We start from the raw sequence: 15,650 nt of genomic DNA on the forward strand, positions 1-15,650 counted from the left end.
GGGAAGAGGAGGTAGGATGAAGCGGCTTCCGGTCATCGCGGAAGCAGGGTCATCTTCCCCCGGCGCTGTCACGGTGGGATAAGCGTGCCGTTAAATCGGTGTAAATTTCCGAAATGGGGAGAGGGGAAGCGGGACGAAGCGTATTATTTGTCGTTTCAAAAGATAATTTTCGTTTTTTAGGAAAAGTAGAGGCTGTTCTTCGGTGTTTTCATACTCCGGATCTTCACACGGTTTCTATATCGCTTCACTTATGCTGAGTTCAAAAGTGGACCGATTAAAAACATAGCCGGATGAAGTCTATTGAGCGATGATTAGAGGTCACACTGTGTGATGAAAGAAGGATGTTACAAATTCCTCGTTTAAGGATTAATTCACCCCACCGATCACCGTGACGGCACGGGTCTGCTGCCCCGCATCGAACCAGCCCAACGGGACAAGCTGCCCGCTCTTGGAATCGATTTGATAGGCCGAGAGATTGTTGGAGTCCACATTGGCAATATAGACAAATTGCCCGGTGGGATCTACAGTGACCGAGCGCGGCCCCCACTGCTTCGTCCAGTCGGGGCTGGCGGCAATCGCCCCCAGGCCGGTGAGCGCCCCGCTTTTCGAATCGATGCGATACATCGAGACATCATTGCTGCCGGAATTGGCGGTATATGCATACCGGCCCATCGGATCTATGGCAATCGCGAAGGGCACGGTCCCGGCTGCAATCACCCCACTCTTCTTTAGCGATCCGGTACTGCCGTCGATCTGATACCACCAGACATCATTCGATCTTGAATTGGCGACATAGGCGAACTGCCCCGCCGGATCCACCGCCACGGAGTTGGCGCCCAAGCCGGCCGTGGCCTCCTCTACATGACTTAAGAGGCCGGTGGCCGGGTCGACCCGAAAGACCGAGATCGTATTACTGCTCGTATTCGCCACATAGACAAAGCGCCCGAGGGGATCGACGGTGATTGAGATGGAACTGGTTCCCGCTTCGATCTGTCCGATCGAAGAGAGGGTGCCGCTCACAGGATTGATTCGATAGATCCAGACCTGGGGCCGGGAGTCTTCATTGGCCACATAGACAAACTTACCGGCCGGATCCACGGCAACCGAGTAGGGCCCCATCCCGGTGTTGACCTCCCCCGTTGCGGTCAGCAACCCCGTCGCCGGATCGATCGTATACATCGAGACCGTGCTGGCCTGACTGGGAGATCCGAAATTCACCGCATAGAGGAATCGGCCGGAGGGATCGGCGGCAAGTCCATAGGGATGGTCGCCCGCGGGAGCCGATCCAAGCTTCGTTAAGACCCCTCGGTCCGAATCGATTCGAAAGACCGATACATCATTGCTGATCGAATTCACCGCATAGGCAAACCGGGGAAGAATGACTTTCGGTATCACCGTGACGGTGGCGGAGGCCGTTGCGCTGGGATCCACTGAGGAGGTGGCGACCACATGATAGGTCCCGGCCGCCGCCGGCGCCGTATAAGTGCCATCGGATTGAATCACTCCTCCGCTTGCCCCTTCCTGTATGCGCCATGTCACCTCCGACGCCGCACTTCCGGTGATCTGCGCGACAAAAAGCTGGCTCTCTGCTGGATGAAGGGTGATCTCAGCGGGAGAGACCGAGAGGGCGATTGCCGTATGAAGAGGCGGTGTCATAACAGTAATCTCGCTGCTGCCTGCGGTCGCATTACTCCCCGGATCGGTGGCGATCACATGGTAGATGCCCGGCTGGTTGGGGGCGGTATAAATCCCCTCTGAAGTGATCACCCCTCCCCGCTCACCTTCTTCAATGCTCCAGAGCAAGTGAAGGTGAGGATCTCCGGCCACCTCCGCTTGAAAGGCGGCGGTCCCTCCGATCGGCAGTTGCAGGTGATCGGGTGTCACGTGAATGGAGGTGGCAGGAGGCGCTGTTCCTGGCTCCGCGTGTGTGGGTGCCACCGGAAGGGCCGCCGGAAGGGCCGCCGGAGGGGGAGAGGGGCTGTGATCCCCGCCACAGGCGGAGATCCAACAGAGTAGCAGAATCAGAAATGAAAGCGACGGCCGGGGCCTCACGCGCGGGTGTGCTCCTGATAGAAACGCCTGTGTCTTTTCACTCGACGGCGCAGGCGTTTAAGAGAATTGCTAAGACCAAGAAAGTGACTGCTCGCCTGGTTTCTTCCCGGGAGGAAGGCTGGGGCCTGTAAAGAAGCCCCTCCAGGGATTTCTGCACAAAGGCGGTTTAAAGCTTGATACAAAAAAGAAGTCCTTGTCAAGCGAAATTTTAAATTTACCACTAAGGTGTGTGCAATAGCGGTATAGACCTCTCTCCTAAAGAGAGATTGATTAACTTTACATCCTGCCGGGATGCAGGCAAAGGAGAGGAATAAAAAAGGATTGACGCAAAGCAATCCGCGCGCATTAAATCAATTCCAGGCGCTTTTCACTTCCGTACTTTTCTGGAAATCGCATGCATGGAGGGTGTAGGGCGTATGCCCCGAACAGGAGGAGGCGGTTTGGACCGAGACCTCTCTCTTCCCCGACGCAGCCGATCTGGCCCCCTCGGTGTTTCCAGCATCGGGGAAGAGGAGGTAGGATGAAGCGGCTTCCGGTCATCGCGGAAGCAGGGTCATCTTCCCCCGGCGCTGTCACGGTGGGATAAGCGTGCCGTTAAATCGGTGTAAATTTCCGAAATGGGGCAGAGGAAGCGGGACGCGGCGTATTATGGGCGTATTATGAAGGAATGCCTTGAGACTTTGGAAGGGTTTCGTTCGTCGGGAGACCCTGGATCTCTTTTTTAATCCGTTCCATCTCCTCTCGGGAGATCCGTCGGGCCGGCACCCCGCCCCAGGTCTCCCCCTCGCCGACGCGCGATCCGGGGAGAAGAACCGAGTGCGCCAGGATCGTCGCGCCGGCGCCGACCGAGACATCTCCCATGACCGTCGCGTTGAGGCCGATGGTTGCCCTGTTGCCGATGAAGACCGGTGCGATGACCAGCTTTCCTCCGCCGCCGTAGTGGGCGAAGATCCGAACGCTCCCCCCGACCACGACATCGTCGCCGAGGGTCAACATCCGCGGATCGGAGATCAGGTCGGTGTTGATAAACGCCCGCTCGCCGATCGTCATCCCCATCGCCCTCAAAAACCCGATGCCGAGCGGGGTGAGGGTGACATATTTAAGGAAGGTATATCGGACGAGATAAAAGAGGCCGTTGTGGACAAACCAGGGGACGGCGGCGAGGGTAAAGTAGGTTCCTTTAAACGGCTTGATTCGCGTCGGTAGGAGCCAGTTATAAATCGGAATGACGACGAGGAGGGTCATCCCGGAGATGAAAAACGAGAAGCCGAGCCCGGTGCCGAGAAGCGGCCAGCGAAGCCAACCGGGAAAGGAAGCGCTCCAGGGGGCCCAATGGCTGAGAAACCAAAGGGCGGGGGAGAGCGCCAGGCCGATCGCGGTCGAGGCGATTGCATAAAGCAGGGTCAGCGCAATAAAATAGGCCGGATATCGAAATTGCCGAATAAACCGATCGATTCGGTTGCGCGGCGGCGGATTGCGGGATTCATCAAACATTATTCAGGCTCAAATCATTGCTCTCTTATTATCATACCATCATTGCTTCTCTTGTGCAGGTTGAGACCGGTCTCGCCCTCCCCTTGTATCGGGTTGACCTTTCCCGATACAGTAAAAGATTCAATCCGTCGGAGCGCTCACATTTAGGAGGAAGGGCAGCCTTTCGGGCAACCGATCGCGCCCATCTGGAAGCGTCATCTAAGCAAGAGGAGGAAGACCCATGGCCAGCGCGATAAAAGTAAATCGACAAAAAATCGCCTTCCTTTTGATATTCATCCCCCTGATCGGAATGTCGGTCGTCCACGCGGAGCAGACCCCACCCGCGCCGCTGGATCAGAAAAAGATCGAAGCGATTTTCGATCGTTCCGGGCAGATGAATCAGGAGGTGCTGAAGATCGGCTTTCCCCGCACCGACCTCCAGGTGACCCTCGACGGCATTCCGCTCCAACCGGCCTTGGCGCTCACCTCCTGGGCCGCTTTCAAACCGGTCGGAGTGGAAGCGATTGCCCTGGGCGATCTCGCCCTGAAAGAAGAAGAGGTGAAAGGGGTGGAATCGAAATTGAAAGAGCGGGGATTTGAAATCACCGCCTTTCACAATCATCTGGTCGGCGAGAAACCGAAGGTGATGTATCTTCACTTTCTGGGAAGGGGAAAGGCCGAACAGCTCGCCACAAACCTGAAAGAGGTCCTTCAGTTGACGAGCACCCCTCTGAAGCCGCCTCCGCCCACCGACAAAGGGTCTGCCGCCCCTGTAAGCGAAGAGGTGAAGAAACTGGATGCGACCCTCGGCCGTGAGGGAAAGGTGAAAGGGACCGTGATCCAGTATGGTTTTCCGCGCAAGGAGGCGATTAGGGTGAAGGGGGTGGAGATCCCGCCCTTTATGGGGCTGGCAACGGCCATCCATTTTCAGCTCGGGAAAGAGAAGGCGGCGACGACCGGCGATTTCGTCCTGATTGAAAAAGAGGTCAGCCCGGTGACGCAAGCGTTGCGGGAGGGGGGGATCGAGGTGACCGCCCTTCACAACCACCTTCTCGGCGAAGAGCCCCGGCTCTTCTTCATGCACTTCTGGGCGGTCGGTTCCTCGACAGCCTTGGCGGAGGGTTTAAAAAAGGCGCTGGCCCAGATGTCGCCCCAAGGGTAATCGATTTGAACAAATCGCGAGCAGAATGCGCGAAAGGAATGCGCGAACGGAATGAATGATGGGAAGATCGGTTGGAATGGAGGGGTAAGATGAAGTGGGTGACCCGTCGAGATATCCGGGTCAACCGGACCGCCACAGGCTGGCTCATCCACCGGTTCATCGATCCGGATGCGATGTTTCTCTTTGTGGAACCGGGCGAAGTGGAAGCGATTCAACAGCAACAGGGCGCCAAGGGGTTCGATGCCCCGGGTGCGCTTTATCCGCACCAAGATGCCCAGGGGCGCTGCTCTTTTGAGGCGTTGGTGGAGGAGTATTGCTCGGGTGATCCGATCTTGCGCGAACTTGCCCGCATCGTCCGCGGCGCCGACTTTCCCGAACAGAGCGATCTCACACCCGAATCGACCGGCCTGAGGGTGATCTCACAGGGGTTCCCATCGGTTGCAAAGAACGATCAAGAGATCCTGGGAAAGGCGATGTTCCTTTACGACGCCCTTTATGCCTCTTTAAAAATGCGACAAGAAGGGTAGACAGGGTTTCTGAATCATCCAAATTTTGGAGAGGGCCGTCGGTCCATCGATCCTACAGTCCGATCGGTTACCCGCCGGCCGTTTTCGGAAAGACCAAGACAAATCGCGACCCCTTTCCGATCTCGCTTTCTACGAACACCTTTCCGCCGTGGGCTTCCATGATATGTTTCACGATCGAGAGGCCCAGGCCGGTCCCGCCGAGCTCCCGAGAGCGGGTCCGGTCGACTCGATAGAAGCGCTCAAAGATCCGGTCGAGGTCTTCCCGGGGGATGCCGATTCCGGCATCTTGGACCTCGATCCAAATCGCATCGGTCCGCTCAGAGGCGCTCACGGTGATTTTTCCCCGCTCCGGCGTATATTTAATGGCATTGTCGAGGAGATTGATCAAGACGTGGCTCAGTTTTTCAGGGTCTGCCTGAATCGAGAGCTCCGGGGCGATTGAGACATCGAGTGTCTGCCCGCGCTTCTCTGAGAGCGGCTTTAGCAGAATCAGATTTCGTTGGACCGCCTCGCGGAGATTGATCGGCGCCGGACGGATTGGATCGAGTCCCGATTCAATCCGTGAGAGCTGCAGCAGGTCTCGGACGAGGTTGGCCATCCGGTCGGTATGCTTCTGGAGGATGGTGAGAAACTCTTTGGCTTCCTCCCGATTCTCCAGGCCGCCGTCGACTAACGTCTCCAGATATCCTTTGATCGCCGCCAGCGGCGTCCGCAGCTCATGCGAGACGTTGGCGACAAAATCTTTCCGCATTCGCTCCAGCCGTTTGATCTCGCTGATGTCGTGGAAGACCAACACCACCGAGGCGGGGGTCTGGTCGGTCACGGAAGCCTGAACATGAAGATGAGGACGCGGGGCGATTCCCAGCTGAAGTTCGCGGGAGAGCGGCTTTCCGCTCTGAATGACCTCCTCGATCAAGGTGTTGAGCGGATGATGCCGAAGCCGTTCATAGTGATACCGGCCGATCCAAGCATCCCCCGAGAGGGCAAATATTCGCTCGAATGAAGCATTGGTCAGGAGGATCCTCCCCCGGCTATCGAGAACCAAAACCCCTTCAAGCATTCCGGAGAGGAGCGCGAGGGTCTTGGCCCGATCGTCAGAGAGGTCCTGAATTTTCCGCTGCAGACCGTCCGCCATCTGGTTCAAGGCCTCTCCAAGCGCCTCCATTTCATCTTCCGACCGGATCCGAACGCGATGCCGGAAACTTCCTTGTGCGATCGATTGTGCCGCCTCGGCCATTTGTAAGAGGGGGGCGGTCAGCCGTTTGGAGAGAAAATAGCCGATAAAAATCGACCCGAGAAATACCGCTCCGAGGACGATCCATAAAACGCGGCGGATCTCTGCCATTTCAGAAAAAACGTCGGAGAGGGGGAACGCCAAATGAATAATGCCGATTAATTTGCCCTCGGCCTGAATCGGTTGGGCCAGATAAAAGAGCTCTGTCCCGGCGGTCTCGGAAAATCGAATCGCCGTCGCTGTGTGGCCGGCCAGCGCCGCCTCCACCTCCGGTTGATGTAAGGGATTCTCCTCCGTCCGCCGCGCCCCGCCGCGTTTGCTCGAGTCGCCGGCCACGCTCCCATCCGGCCGGATGACCGTGAGCTGGCTGGGGCGTGCCGGTCCGGGCAGATCGGTCACCCGGTCGATGATTTCAGGATCCTCCGAGAGGAGCGGCTGTACAAAGAGGGGGGCTGCCAGCGCCGCCTGCGCGGAGAGGTTCTGTTCAATTTGGCGCAGGGCATAGCGCTTGAATGACCAGAGCATCAGTCCGCCGACGAGGAGGATCAAGGCCATCGAGAGGAGCAGGGCGGCGGCGGTCCATTTCCAATGGATCGGCAAGGATCGCAGCGGCATTTTCTCCATGCCGCGCGGCGGATTTGTTTTCGAAAGAGGGTTCTTCATGAATCTGTGCATTGTATCACAGCACTTTCTCGAAATAAAAGTCACGCTCCTTCAATGCAGAGAAGGTGCGATTCCATATTGGGATGATCATTTGAGAGCGGCATCCCGTAGAATATTTAACCCTTTCGGAGAGGAACCCTAAACACTTTGGAGGATTGCACTCTTGGGAGGGAACGGCCTATCCTAAATGGAAGAAGATTCGAACGCTCCGAGCGCCTGTCGAAGGCCCCTGCTCAATCAGAGGGCGACTGAGCCAATGTAGATGGACCCGGTAGACATGATGCTTTTCAAAGACAGAGAAGAGGCTGGCCGCCGGTTGTCGGAGCGCCTTGCCCCTTTGCGGAAGGAAAACCCGGTGGTCTTCGCCCTCCCTCGGGGCGGGGTTCCGGTGGCTTATGAGGTCGCCCGCGCGTTGGGTGCGCCGATGGATGTGATGGTCGCGCGGAAGCTCGGCGCGCCGGGACGTCCGGAGTTCGGCATCGGTGCGATCGCCCCCGGCGGTATTCGGATCCTGAATCCGGAGGCGATCCGGATGCTCCACCTCTCAGAGCCCGAAATCGAGGCGATCATCGCACAAGAAGAGCGGGAGTTGGAGCGGCGGCTGCGCCGCTTCCGGGGGGGGCGATTCATCTCCGAAATTGAAGGGCGGACGGTCATCCTCGTCGATGACGGCCTGGCGACCGGCGTCACCGCTCAGGCGGCGATTCGGGCGCTGCGGCGGGCGCAGCCGCAGCGGATGATTTATGCCGCCCCCGTCTGCGCTTCGGAAACGGCTCAATCGCTCACCTCCGAAGCAGATGAGGTTGTCTGCCTTGAAATTCCGGGCTACTTCGGCGCCGTCAGTCTCTGGTACCGGAATTTCGACCAGACGTCGGACAGCGAGGTAATTGCTTTATTGGATCGGGCCCGCCGAGAGGCCGCGGTGCGCGGCGCGGGAAGAGGGATTGATCCGAAAGGGGAGGCGCGCCGGGTCGCGATCGCCATCGGCCCGATCTTGCTCGAGGGAGATCTCCGCATTCCTGCCGGAGCGAAAGGGTTGATCCTCTTTGCGCATGGGAGCGGGAGCAGCCGCTTCAATCCCCGGAATCTCCAGGTGGCCGATCACCTGTACCGGGCCGGTCTGGCCACCTTGCTCTTTGACCTTTTGACCGCCCGCGAGGAGCAGCTCGATCAGACCACCGCGGCGCTTCGGTTCAACATTGGTCTTCTTTCAGAACGGTTGGTCGGCGTCACCGACTGGGTTTCGGAAAATGAAGAAACGCGCATGCTTCGCGTCGGCTACTTCGGCGCCAGCACCGGCGCGGCGGCCGCTTTGATTTCAGCCGCCCGTCGACCCGATCGGATCGGCGCGATTGTCTCGCGGGGAGGCCGTCCCGACCTGGCCGGACCGGCGCTGGCCCAGGTCCGCGCCCCGACCCTTCTGATCGTCGGGGAAGAAGATCGGTTGGTGATCGATCTGAACCGAGACGCGCTGGCCCGGCTGAAAGTGGAAAAGGAGTTAAGGATCCTCCCGGGGGTCTCCCCGCTCTTTGAAGAGCCGGGCGCCTTAGAGCAGGTGGCGCAGTGGGCGGGCCGCTGGTTTGCCCGCCACCTGAGTGTGACCGGGAAAGCGCAGGCGGCATAAAGTGATCTCTCTGCGGAGCGCGGTGCCGATCGGACCCTTCCTCCAGGATGAAAAACGAAAAGGGATCCAAAACAGGCAGAGAAACCTCGTAATGAATCGGTGGACAATGTGAACTTTCAGACGTGATACAGGGAGGTGGCGCATGAATAGGGGATTAGGTCTCATTGGCAGTTTCGGCTTGGGTGCGGGGCTGGCCTATTTTTTTGACCCGGAAATGGGGGATCGCCGCCGCGCCGTCGTACGGGACAAACTCATTCAGAAAATCGATCAGACAACGGAGGAAATCGAGTCGACCCTCGGGGAGGTGCAAGACCGGGTGAAGGATCTGCTGGCTCAAGTCGACTCGCGCCTGCAGAATGTCGAGGTGGATGATCAGACCCTGCTGGAGCGGGTTCGGGCGAAGCTCAGAAGGGTGATTTCTCATCCCGACGCCATCGAGGTCCGGGTGGAGAATAAACGGGTCATTCTGACCGGGCCGATCTTGGCGGCGGAAATCGGCCCGCTCCTCTCGGCGGTCGCGCTGATCCGGGGGGTTGCCGACGTTGACAATCAGCTGCAATCGCATCAGACGGCGGAGAATGTCCCGGCGCTTCAGGGAGGGGAGGGCCGGTCGCTGCAGCTCGAATGGATGCAGGGGGACGGGTCGTCCACGGCAAGGATGCTGATGGGCGCCGCCGGGGTGATACTGGCACTGTACGGCATCCGGCGGGATGGGATTTTTCGGACGATCGCCGGCACCGCAGGAGTCGGCATCCTGACCCGAAGCATCACCAATAGGTCGGTCAGGGAGATCATCGAAGCCGGCTCGGGATTCCGCGCTGTGAATATCCAAAAAACGGTTTTTATTTCGGCCCCGGTCGAGAAAGTTTTTGAGTTCTGGGACCATTTTCAAAATTTTCCGAAGTTCATGTCGAATGTCCGCGAGGTTCATCTGAAAGAAGAAGGACGTTCGCATTGGGTGGTCGCCGGCCCCGGCGGGGTGTCGGTGGAGTGGGATGCCGTGATCACGGAGAGAATCCCGAACAGTCTGATCGCCTGGAAGACCGTTCCGGGCGCAACGGTGGCGCATACCGGCTCTGTCCGTTTTGAGCCGGCCTCCGGCGGCACCCGGGTCGAGATCCAGCTGTCTTACAATCCCCCGGCCGGGGTCCTCGGCCACGCGGTGGCATCCCTCTTCGGCGCCGATCCGAAAAGTGAGATGGATACAGATCTCGTTCGGATGAAAACGTTGATTGAAACGGGAGGCCGTCCCCAAGATGCGGCGGCTTGATCCACTCTCCGATCCTTTCCGATCCTCCGGTATGGAAGGCATTGAACCGCCCTGCTCGGAGGATCGGACGCCCGCCGGACCGCTTCGAAGAATAAGTGCCCTCTCCGGTTTAAACTTCCGACAGTCGGCTTCCCCTTCCCAGGCGTAGAACGAAAGAAACCCGACGCAGTCTTGTTTGTCCTAAAGCGAGGATGATAACATGAGGAGATTCATGTTGATTCGGTCTATCGCTGTAGAGGATGAGATGGAAGGGGAAAAATCAAGGGGACTGACGCATGGGGTCGAGCCGCTTGAAGCGACGTTGCGGGAGTCGCAGCGGTTTTTTCAATCGGCATTCGACGCCCTCTCCGCCCAGATTGCCATTCTGGATGACCGCGGCGCAGTGATCGCCGTCAACGCGGCGTGGCGCCACTTTTCGGAGGAGAACACGGTCAGGGGGCCGATCGGGGTCGGCGCAAACTACCTGGCCCTCTGCGAGGCCGCTGCGGGGGCCGGCTCCGAAGAGGCCCAAGCCCTTGCGGCGGGAATCCGGCGGGTCATGACCGGTGCTGATCCGGAGTTCACCTTGGAATATTCCTGTCCCCGCCCTGAACGCTTGAGTTGGTTTTTGGCGCGGGTCACCCGCTTTCCGGGGGGAGCGCCGGTTCGAGTCGTTGTGGCGCACGAAGAGATCACCGACCGGCGGGTGGCCGAGGAGGCGCATCAGCGGTTGGCGTCGATCGTAGAGTCGTCCAATGACGCGATCATCGGGATGACGCTCGAAGGAGCGATTGTCACCTGGAACCCAGGGGCAGAGCGGATGTACGGATATGCCGCCGATGAGATTCTCCAGGCGCCGGTATCGATCCTCATCCCGATGGACCATCCGGACCGGGCCGAGCAGATCCTCGATCGGATTCGACGCGGAGAGCGGATTGAACATTACGAGACGGTCCGGTTAAGAAAAGACGGCGCGCGGGTCGATGTCTCCGTCACCACCTCTCCAATCCGGGATACCGATGGCCGGATCGTCGGCGCCTCGAGCATCACGCGCGACATCACCCGCCGAAAGGCGGCGGAGCGGGAAATGCGGAAACTCTCCCGGGTGATCGAGCAAACCGATGACGTGGTCGTCATTACCGACCGAGAGGGTTTCATCGAATATGTCAATCCGGCATTCGAGCAAAAGACCGGCTACACGCGGGAAGAGGCGATCGGAAAGACCCCCCGTATCGTGAAGTCCGGGGAGCAGGGACGGGTCTTCTATCAGTTGCTTTGGGAGACGATTTTGCGCGGCGAGGTCTTCCGCGGCGAGTTCATCAATAAAAAGAAAGACGGCTCCCTTTATCACGAAGAGAAGACGATCACGCCGATTAAAAACCGCCGCGGCGAGATCACCCATTACGTCTCGACCGGAAAAGATATTACCGAGCGAAGACGAATGGAGGCGATCTTGGCCGAGAAAGAGCGGCTCGAGGCGATCCGAACCCTCTCTATGACTTACGCCCACAATATCTTCAATGCCATCACCCCGGTCAAAAGTTACGCGGAGATGATCTTGAAGAAGAGCGACACCGCCGATCCAAAGCGGAGATGGGCCGAGGCGATCGTCCACAGGATGGAAGAGGTGGTCCAGATCATCCGAAAGCTTGAAGAGGTCGACCGCTACAGCACCACCGAGCAGGGGGGGGTGAAGCGTTTCGACGTCGATTCATAGAGGGTGAAAGGGAGAAAAAGAGCGGTCCGAATAAATGGGGCAAAGGGGGCCGCGACGGAGCGGATGGACGATAAAGCGCTCCGCGCAGGGCTGTCACCAGGGGGGGAGCCGCTTCCCTTGGATCAACAATTGAGCCGCTTCCTGTGCGGGAAGGGGACGGCTGAAGAGATAACCTTGGATCTCGTCACACCCGACCGACCGGAGGAATGCCAATTGCGCTTCGGTTTCGACCCCCTCCGCCACCGCTTTGAGGTGGAGGCTGTGGGCCATCGCGACGACGGTCTGCGCGATCACCGCATCGTTGGTATCGGTAGTGAGGTTTCGAACGAAGAGCTGATCGACCTTCAGCTTGGCAATCGGGAAACGCTTCAGATAGCTCAGGGACGAATAGCCGGTTCCGAAGTCGTCGATCGAGAGCTGGATCCCCATCTCCGCCAAATCCCGCAGCATGTTGAAGATCCGGCGCTCCTTTCCCATCAAGACACTCTCGGTTAACTCCAACTCCAGCAGGTGCGGGTCGAAGCCTGTTTCCTGCAAAATGCGGTCGATGACCTCCACCAAATTATCTTTGTGAAATTGCCGTGCAGAGAGGTTGACGGCAATCCGCGTCGGCGGAAGCCCGGCATTCTGCCAGGCCTTTCCCTGGGCGCACGCGGCGTGCAGCACCCATTCGCCGATCGGGATGATCAGCCCGGTTTCCTCGGCCAGCGGGATGAAATCGGCCGGGGAGACGAGCCCGCTCTCCGGCCGCTGCCACCGGACGAGCGCTTCGAATCCGACAATGCCCCCCCGCTTGAGCTCGACCTGAGGCTGGTAGTGGAGGAGGAACTCCTCCCGCTCCAGCGCTTGGCGCAAATTACTTTCCAGGGAGAGCCGCTCGAGGGCTTTGACGTTCATGGTCGGCGAGAAGTAGCGGAGCGTGTTTCTCCCCTGTTCTTTCGCCCGATAGAGAGCGATATCGGCATGCCGCAGGAGGGTTTGGGCGTCAAACCCCGCCTGAGGATAGACGGCGACGCCGATGCTGGCGGTGATATAGAGGGTGCTCCCTTCGACGCGGAACGGATCTTTAAGAGAAGCGGCGATTCGATCGGCGACCTGCATCACAATCTCGTCCGAATCCAAATTGAGAAGCAAGATGGCGAATTCATCGCCCCCCATTCGGGCGACGGTGTCGCCCTCGCGGATGCATCCTGCGAAGCGACCGGCCGTCTGCCGGAGCAGCTCATCTCCGGCGGGATGACCCAGGGTGTCGTTGATCACTTTGAAGCGATCAAGGTCGATGAGAAGGATCGCAAGAATCTCCCCGCTGCGATGGGCTCGCGCGGTGGCGACGGCGAGGCGGTCTTCAAGCAGCAGGCGGTTGGGAAGGCTGGTGAGGGCGTCATGATAGGCCTGATGCTCAATCCGCTCCTCCGCCTTCTTCCGATCGATCGCCGCGGCCAAGATATTGGCGGTGGACTGGAGAAAGTGGACATCTTCCCCGGTAAAAACGCGCCGGTGTGTCGTGTGGGCTCCTAAGACGCCGTAAGGATAATCTTGCCCTGGAATGAGTACGCTCACCCCGCTGACGATATGATGCTCCGACAAGAGAGGAGAGACTTTGAATCGCGTCTCGGTCTGAACATCTTCCATCACCACCGGGCCGCTCGACTGAAGGGTGTAGGCTGCCTGGGAGCCTTTCCAGAGATCGAGTTTTCTCTGGCCGACCAGCCCCTCTCTCCAGCCGACCCCGGCGCGGAGCAGCAGGCCGCTTCCATCCGGCAGCGGCTCGAGCACCTTGCAGTAGTCGACCTCCAACATCTGAGCAATCGAGGCTGCCGCTTTCTCCATCAGTGTTTGAACCGGGGTGCCGGAGAGCGCCCGATGTCCCAACTCGGCCAAAACGGCTTGTCGGCGGGCGTGAAGTTGGAGCAATTCCTCGGCCTGTTTGCGGTCGGTAATGTCCATCAGTGCGCCGATCATTCGGATTGGATTTCCGTGACCGTCCCGGACGACATAGCCGCGGTCGAAAACCGTCGCATAGAGGCCATCGCCCCGCCGGAAGCGGTACTCATCCAACCAGAACTGCTCGCCGTGATCGACTGCGGCATGAAGGTCCGAGAGGACCCGCTCTTTATCTTCCGGATGGATCCGGTTTGTCCACGATTCCAATCCAGGTTCGATCTCTTCCGACTTATAACAAAAGAGCGGCTTGAAGCTCTCATTCCACCAAAGGGTGTTCGTGACCATATCCCAATCCCAGACGGCATCGTTGGTGGCACGGGTGGCCAGGTGGAAGCGCTCATCGCTCTTTCGAAGGGCCTCCTCCGCCTGTTTGCGGTCAGTGATGTCGTTTCCGAACGAGATGGTGGAGACAATCTTCCCATCGATCTCGACCTGGTTGTTCTGCCAAATGATATAGCGCTCTTCGCCGTTTTTGGTCAGGATTGGATTCTCAAAAGTCTTCGGGAGGCCGCCGGCCACCAGCCGGTTGAACTCCTCCCAAACGTACGGGTAACGATCTTTGGGGACCAAAAGCTCGAACCAATTTTTTCCTTTGAGCTCTGCGAGGGTATAGCCGGTGATCTTTTCGGCCGTCTGGTTAAAGATCTCGATGTTCCCATTGGGATCGAGGCTCAGGATCATGACATTGGCGGTTTGAATCAGGTTCTCGGAAAACTCCTTGGCATTTCGAAGGGCCTCTTCCGCCCGTTTGCGCTCAGTGATATCGCGGAGGATCGACAGATACCGTCCCGGCGCGATCCGGTTTGCGGAAAATTCCACACAGACCTTCCTCCCCTCTTTTCGAACCACGAGATATTCCCCCGACATCCGGCCGAGCCGCTTGAACGCTTCATCTTGTCTCCGGCCGAACTCCATTCCGTCGCCGGGGGTGATATCGGCCAGCGTCATTTTCAAAAGCTCGTCCCGGGTATAACCCAATAACTCTTCCGCCCGTCGGTTCGCGTCGAGGTAGTGGCCGCGCTCGTCTACGACGAGGAGGGCGTCGTTGGCGTTTTCGAAGAGCTCCTGATAGCGCTGCTCCGACTCGCGTAGCGCCTCTTCCGTCTTTTTCCGCTCGACGGCGTAGAAGAGGGCGTGGGCCAGCAGGTCGGAGGTCACTTTCCCCTTGATCAGATAATCTTGCGCCCCTTCTTTGATCGCTCCGAGGGCGGTCTCTTCATCGTTCAGTCCGGTCAGAACCACGATCGGATAGGCGGGCGCCTCGGTTCTGATTCTGATCAGCGAGTCGAGCCCCTGGGCATCGGGGAGGGAGAGATCGAGGAGGATGGCATCAATTCCCCCCTCGCTGAGACGCTTTAAGCCGTCGGCGAGGTCTTTCCTGCACTCCAGCCGGAGCGAGAGGTCCTTCGCATCGGCGAGGGTCAGCTCAATCAGACGCGCGTCTGCAGGATTGTCTTCAATCAGCAGGGTGGTTAACTTTTTCGCTTTCATTTCTCTCTTCCACTCCAGGGTGAGCTTAAGCGGTGGTTTCGTGTCGGTCGTTGGTGGCGATCTGCTTTGATAGTCATGAAGATGCCCGTGTACCCTCTCGTCACTCTTTCGGCAATCGGACCACCGTCAGCCAAAAATTCGCTGCCGTCTTTGCGCCGGGCCCAGAGTTCTCGGCCGGCAGCCATCGGCCGGGCCGACGCTTGAGCGAAGATGATCCCATTTGCGTTGCCGAGGGCGTCATGGAGCGCTTCTGTTCCCAGCCGTTCTTTCTCCAACCGATTGAGGAGGTCGGCCTGCTTGAAAAGGAAATAGAAGACAAGGGTCATGCTCCCGCCGCCGACGAGCCAGAGCGTGAAACGATCATCAAGGAGCGCCGTTTTGGGGCCGAGCCAGCTTAACCCACCGAGTAGGACGAGGAGGCCGACGCTGCACAGCAACGCGATCAGAATTGGATTCGAATCGGGCTTGGAGCGGCCGGTGAGAAATCGGTGCAAACGGGGCAACATCGTCATCG

General features: G+C 58.7%; 10 protein-coding genes. 5 read left to right on the plus strand and 5 right to left on the minus strand.

The window, feature by feature from the left end; all coding sequences use genetic code 11:
- Window positions 1–366: 366 nt before the first annotated feature.
- Together HY282_00005 and HY282_00010 are read right to left on the minus strand one after the other, a co-directional pair.
- Window positions 367–2,052 (minus strand): beta-propeller fold lactonase family protein, encoded by a 1,686-nt coding sequence (locus HY282_00005; GenBank protein ID MBI3802130.1) that lies wholly within the window; start codon window positions 2,050–2,052, stop codon window positions 367–369.
- A 657-nt stretch (window positions 2,053–2,709) separates the two neighbouring features.
- Window positions 2,710–3,546: a hypothetical protein gene (locus HY282_00010; protein ID MBI3802131.1), complete on the minus strand. Its 837-nt coding sequence runs from the start codon at window positions 3,544–3,546 to the stop codon at window positions 2,710–2,712.
- A gap of 220 nt (window positions 3,547–3,766) precedes the next feature.
- Between HY282_00010 and HY282_00015 the strand changes: the two genes are divergently transcribed.
- A complete protein-coding gene (locus tag HY282_00015) occupies window positions 3,767–4,687 on the plus strand; it encodes a DUF1259 domain-containing protein (protein ID MBI3802132.1) in 921 nt (306 codons plus the stop codon).
- A gap of 89 nt (window positions 4,688–4,776) precedes the next feature.
- The gene (locus HY282_00020; GenBank protein ID MBI3802133.1) at window positions 4,777–5,214 is read left to right on the plus strand and encodes a chromate resistance protein; all 438 of its coding nucleotides are present in this window, start codon (window positions 4,777–4,779) and stop codon (window positions 5,212–5,214) included.
- A 67-nt stretch (window positions 5,215–5,281) separates the two neighbouring features.
- Here HY282_00020 and HY282_00025 read toward each other — a convergent pair whose 3' ends face one another.
- A complete protein-coding gene (locus tag HY282_00025) occupies window positions 5,282–7,063 on the minus strand; it encodes a HAMP domain-containing protein (protein ID MBI3802134.1) in 1,782 nt (593 codons plus the stop codon).
- Between the two features lie 328 nt (window positions 7,064–7,391).
- Here HY282_00025 and HY282_00030 point away from each other — a divergent pair, with 328 nt between their 5' ends.
- The 3 genes from HY282_00030 (at window position 7,392) to HY282_00040 (ending at window position 11,701) form a co-directional block, all read left to right on the plus strand.
- Window positions 7,392–8,735 (plus strand): phosphoribosyltransferase, encoded by a 1,344-nt coding sequence (locus HY282_00030; GenBank protein ID MBI3802135.1) that lies wholly within the window; start codon window positions 7,392–7,394, stop codon window positions 8,733–8,735.
- A 142-nt stretch (window positions 8,736–8,877) separates the two neighbouring features.
- The gene (locus HY282_00035) at window positions 8,878–10,005 is read left to right on the plus strand and encodes an SRPBCC family protein (GenBank protein ID MBI3802136.1); all 1,128 of its coding nucleotides are present in this window, start codon (window positions 8,878–8,880) and stop codon (window positions 10,003–10,005) included.
- A 211-nt stretch (window positions 10,006–10,216) separates the two neighbouring features.
- Window positions 10,217–11,701, plus strand: coding sequence for a PAS domain S-box protein (locus tag HY282_00040; protein MBI3802137.1), 1,485 nt, complete (start codon window positions 10,217–10,219; stop codon window positions 11,699–11,701).
- 93 nt (window positions 11,702–11,794) lie between these two features.
- On the opposite strand, the gene HY282_00045 is transcribed toward HY282_00040, so the two are convergent.
- Together HY282_00045 and HY282_00050 are read right to left on the minus strand one after the other, a co-directional pair.
- Window positions 11,795–15,136, minus strand: a complete 3,342-nt coding sequence (locus tag HY282_00045; GenBank protein ID MBI3802138.1) for an EAL domain-containing protein — start codon at window positions 15,134–15,136, stop codon at window positions 11,795–11,797.
- On the minus strand, window positions 15,133–15,642 hold the full coding sequence (locus HY282_00050) for a hypothetical protein (protein MBI3802139.1): 510 nt from the start codon (window positions 15,640–15,642) through the stop codon (window positions 15,133–15,135). Before HY282_00050 ends, HY282_00045 begins: the two co-directional genes overlap by 4 nt.
- Window positions 15,643–15,650 lie beyond the last annotated feature (8 nt).

The sequence above is a fragment of the Candidatus Manganitrophaceae bacterium genome, from assembly GCA_016200325.1.
Lineage (GTDB): Bacteria > Nitrospirota > Nitrospiria > SBBL01 > Manganitrophaceae > Manganitrophus.

What these genes read in the sequence shown, in the direction of transcription:
- HY282_00030 (MBI3802135.1), top strand. Translation starts at nt 7,392, where the DNA reads ATGCTTTTCAAAGACAGAGAAGAGGCTGGCCGCCGGTTGTCGGAGCGC.
- HY282_00050 (MBI3802139.1), bottom strand. Translation starts at nt 15,642, where the DNA reads ATGTTGCCCCGTTTGCACCGATTTCTCACCGGCCGCTCCAAGCCCGAT.
- HY282_00045 (MBI3802138.1), bottom strand. Translation starts at nt 15,136, where the DNA reads ATGAAAGCGAAAAAGTTAACCACCCTGCTGATTGAAGACAATCCTGCA.
- HY282_00015 (MBI3802132.1), top strand. Translation starts at nt 3,767, where the DNA reads ATGGCCAGCGCGATAAAAGTAAATCGACAAAAAATCGCCTTCCTTTTG.
- HY282_00040 (MBI3802137.1), top strand. Translation starts at nt 10,217, where the DNA reads ATGTTGATTCGGTCTATCGCTGTAGAGGATGAGATGGAAGGGGAAAAA.
- HY282_00025 (MBI3802134.1), bottom strand. Translation starts at nt 7,063, where the DNA reads ATGCCGCTGCGATCCTTGCCGATCCATTGGAAATGGACCGCCGCCGCC.
- HY282_00035 (MBI3802136.1), top strand. Translation starts at nt 8,878, where the DNA reads ATGAATAGGGGATTAGGTCTCATTGGCAGTTTCGGCTTGGGTGCGGGG.
- HY282_00010 (MBI3802131.1), bottom strand. Translation starts at nt 3,546, where the DNA reads ATGTTTGATGAATCCCGCAATCCGCCGCCGCGCAACCGAATCGATCGG.
- HY282_00020 (MBI3802133.1), top strand. Translation starts at nt 4,777, where the DNA reads ATGAAGTGGGTGACCCGTCGAGATATCCGGGTCAACCGGACCGCCACA.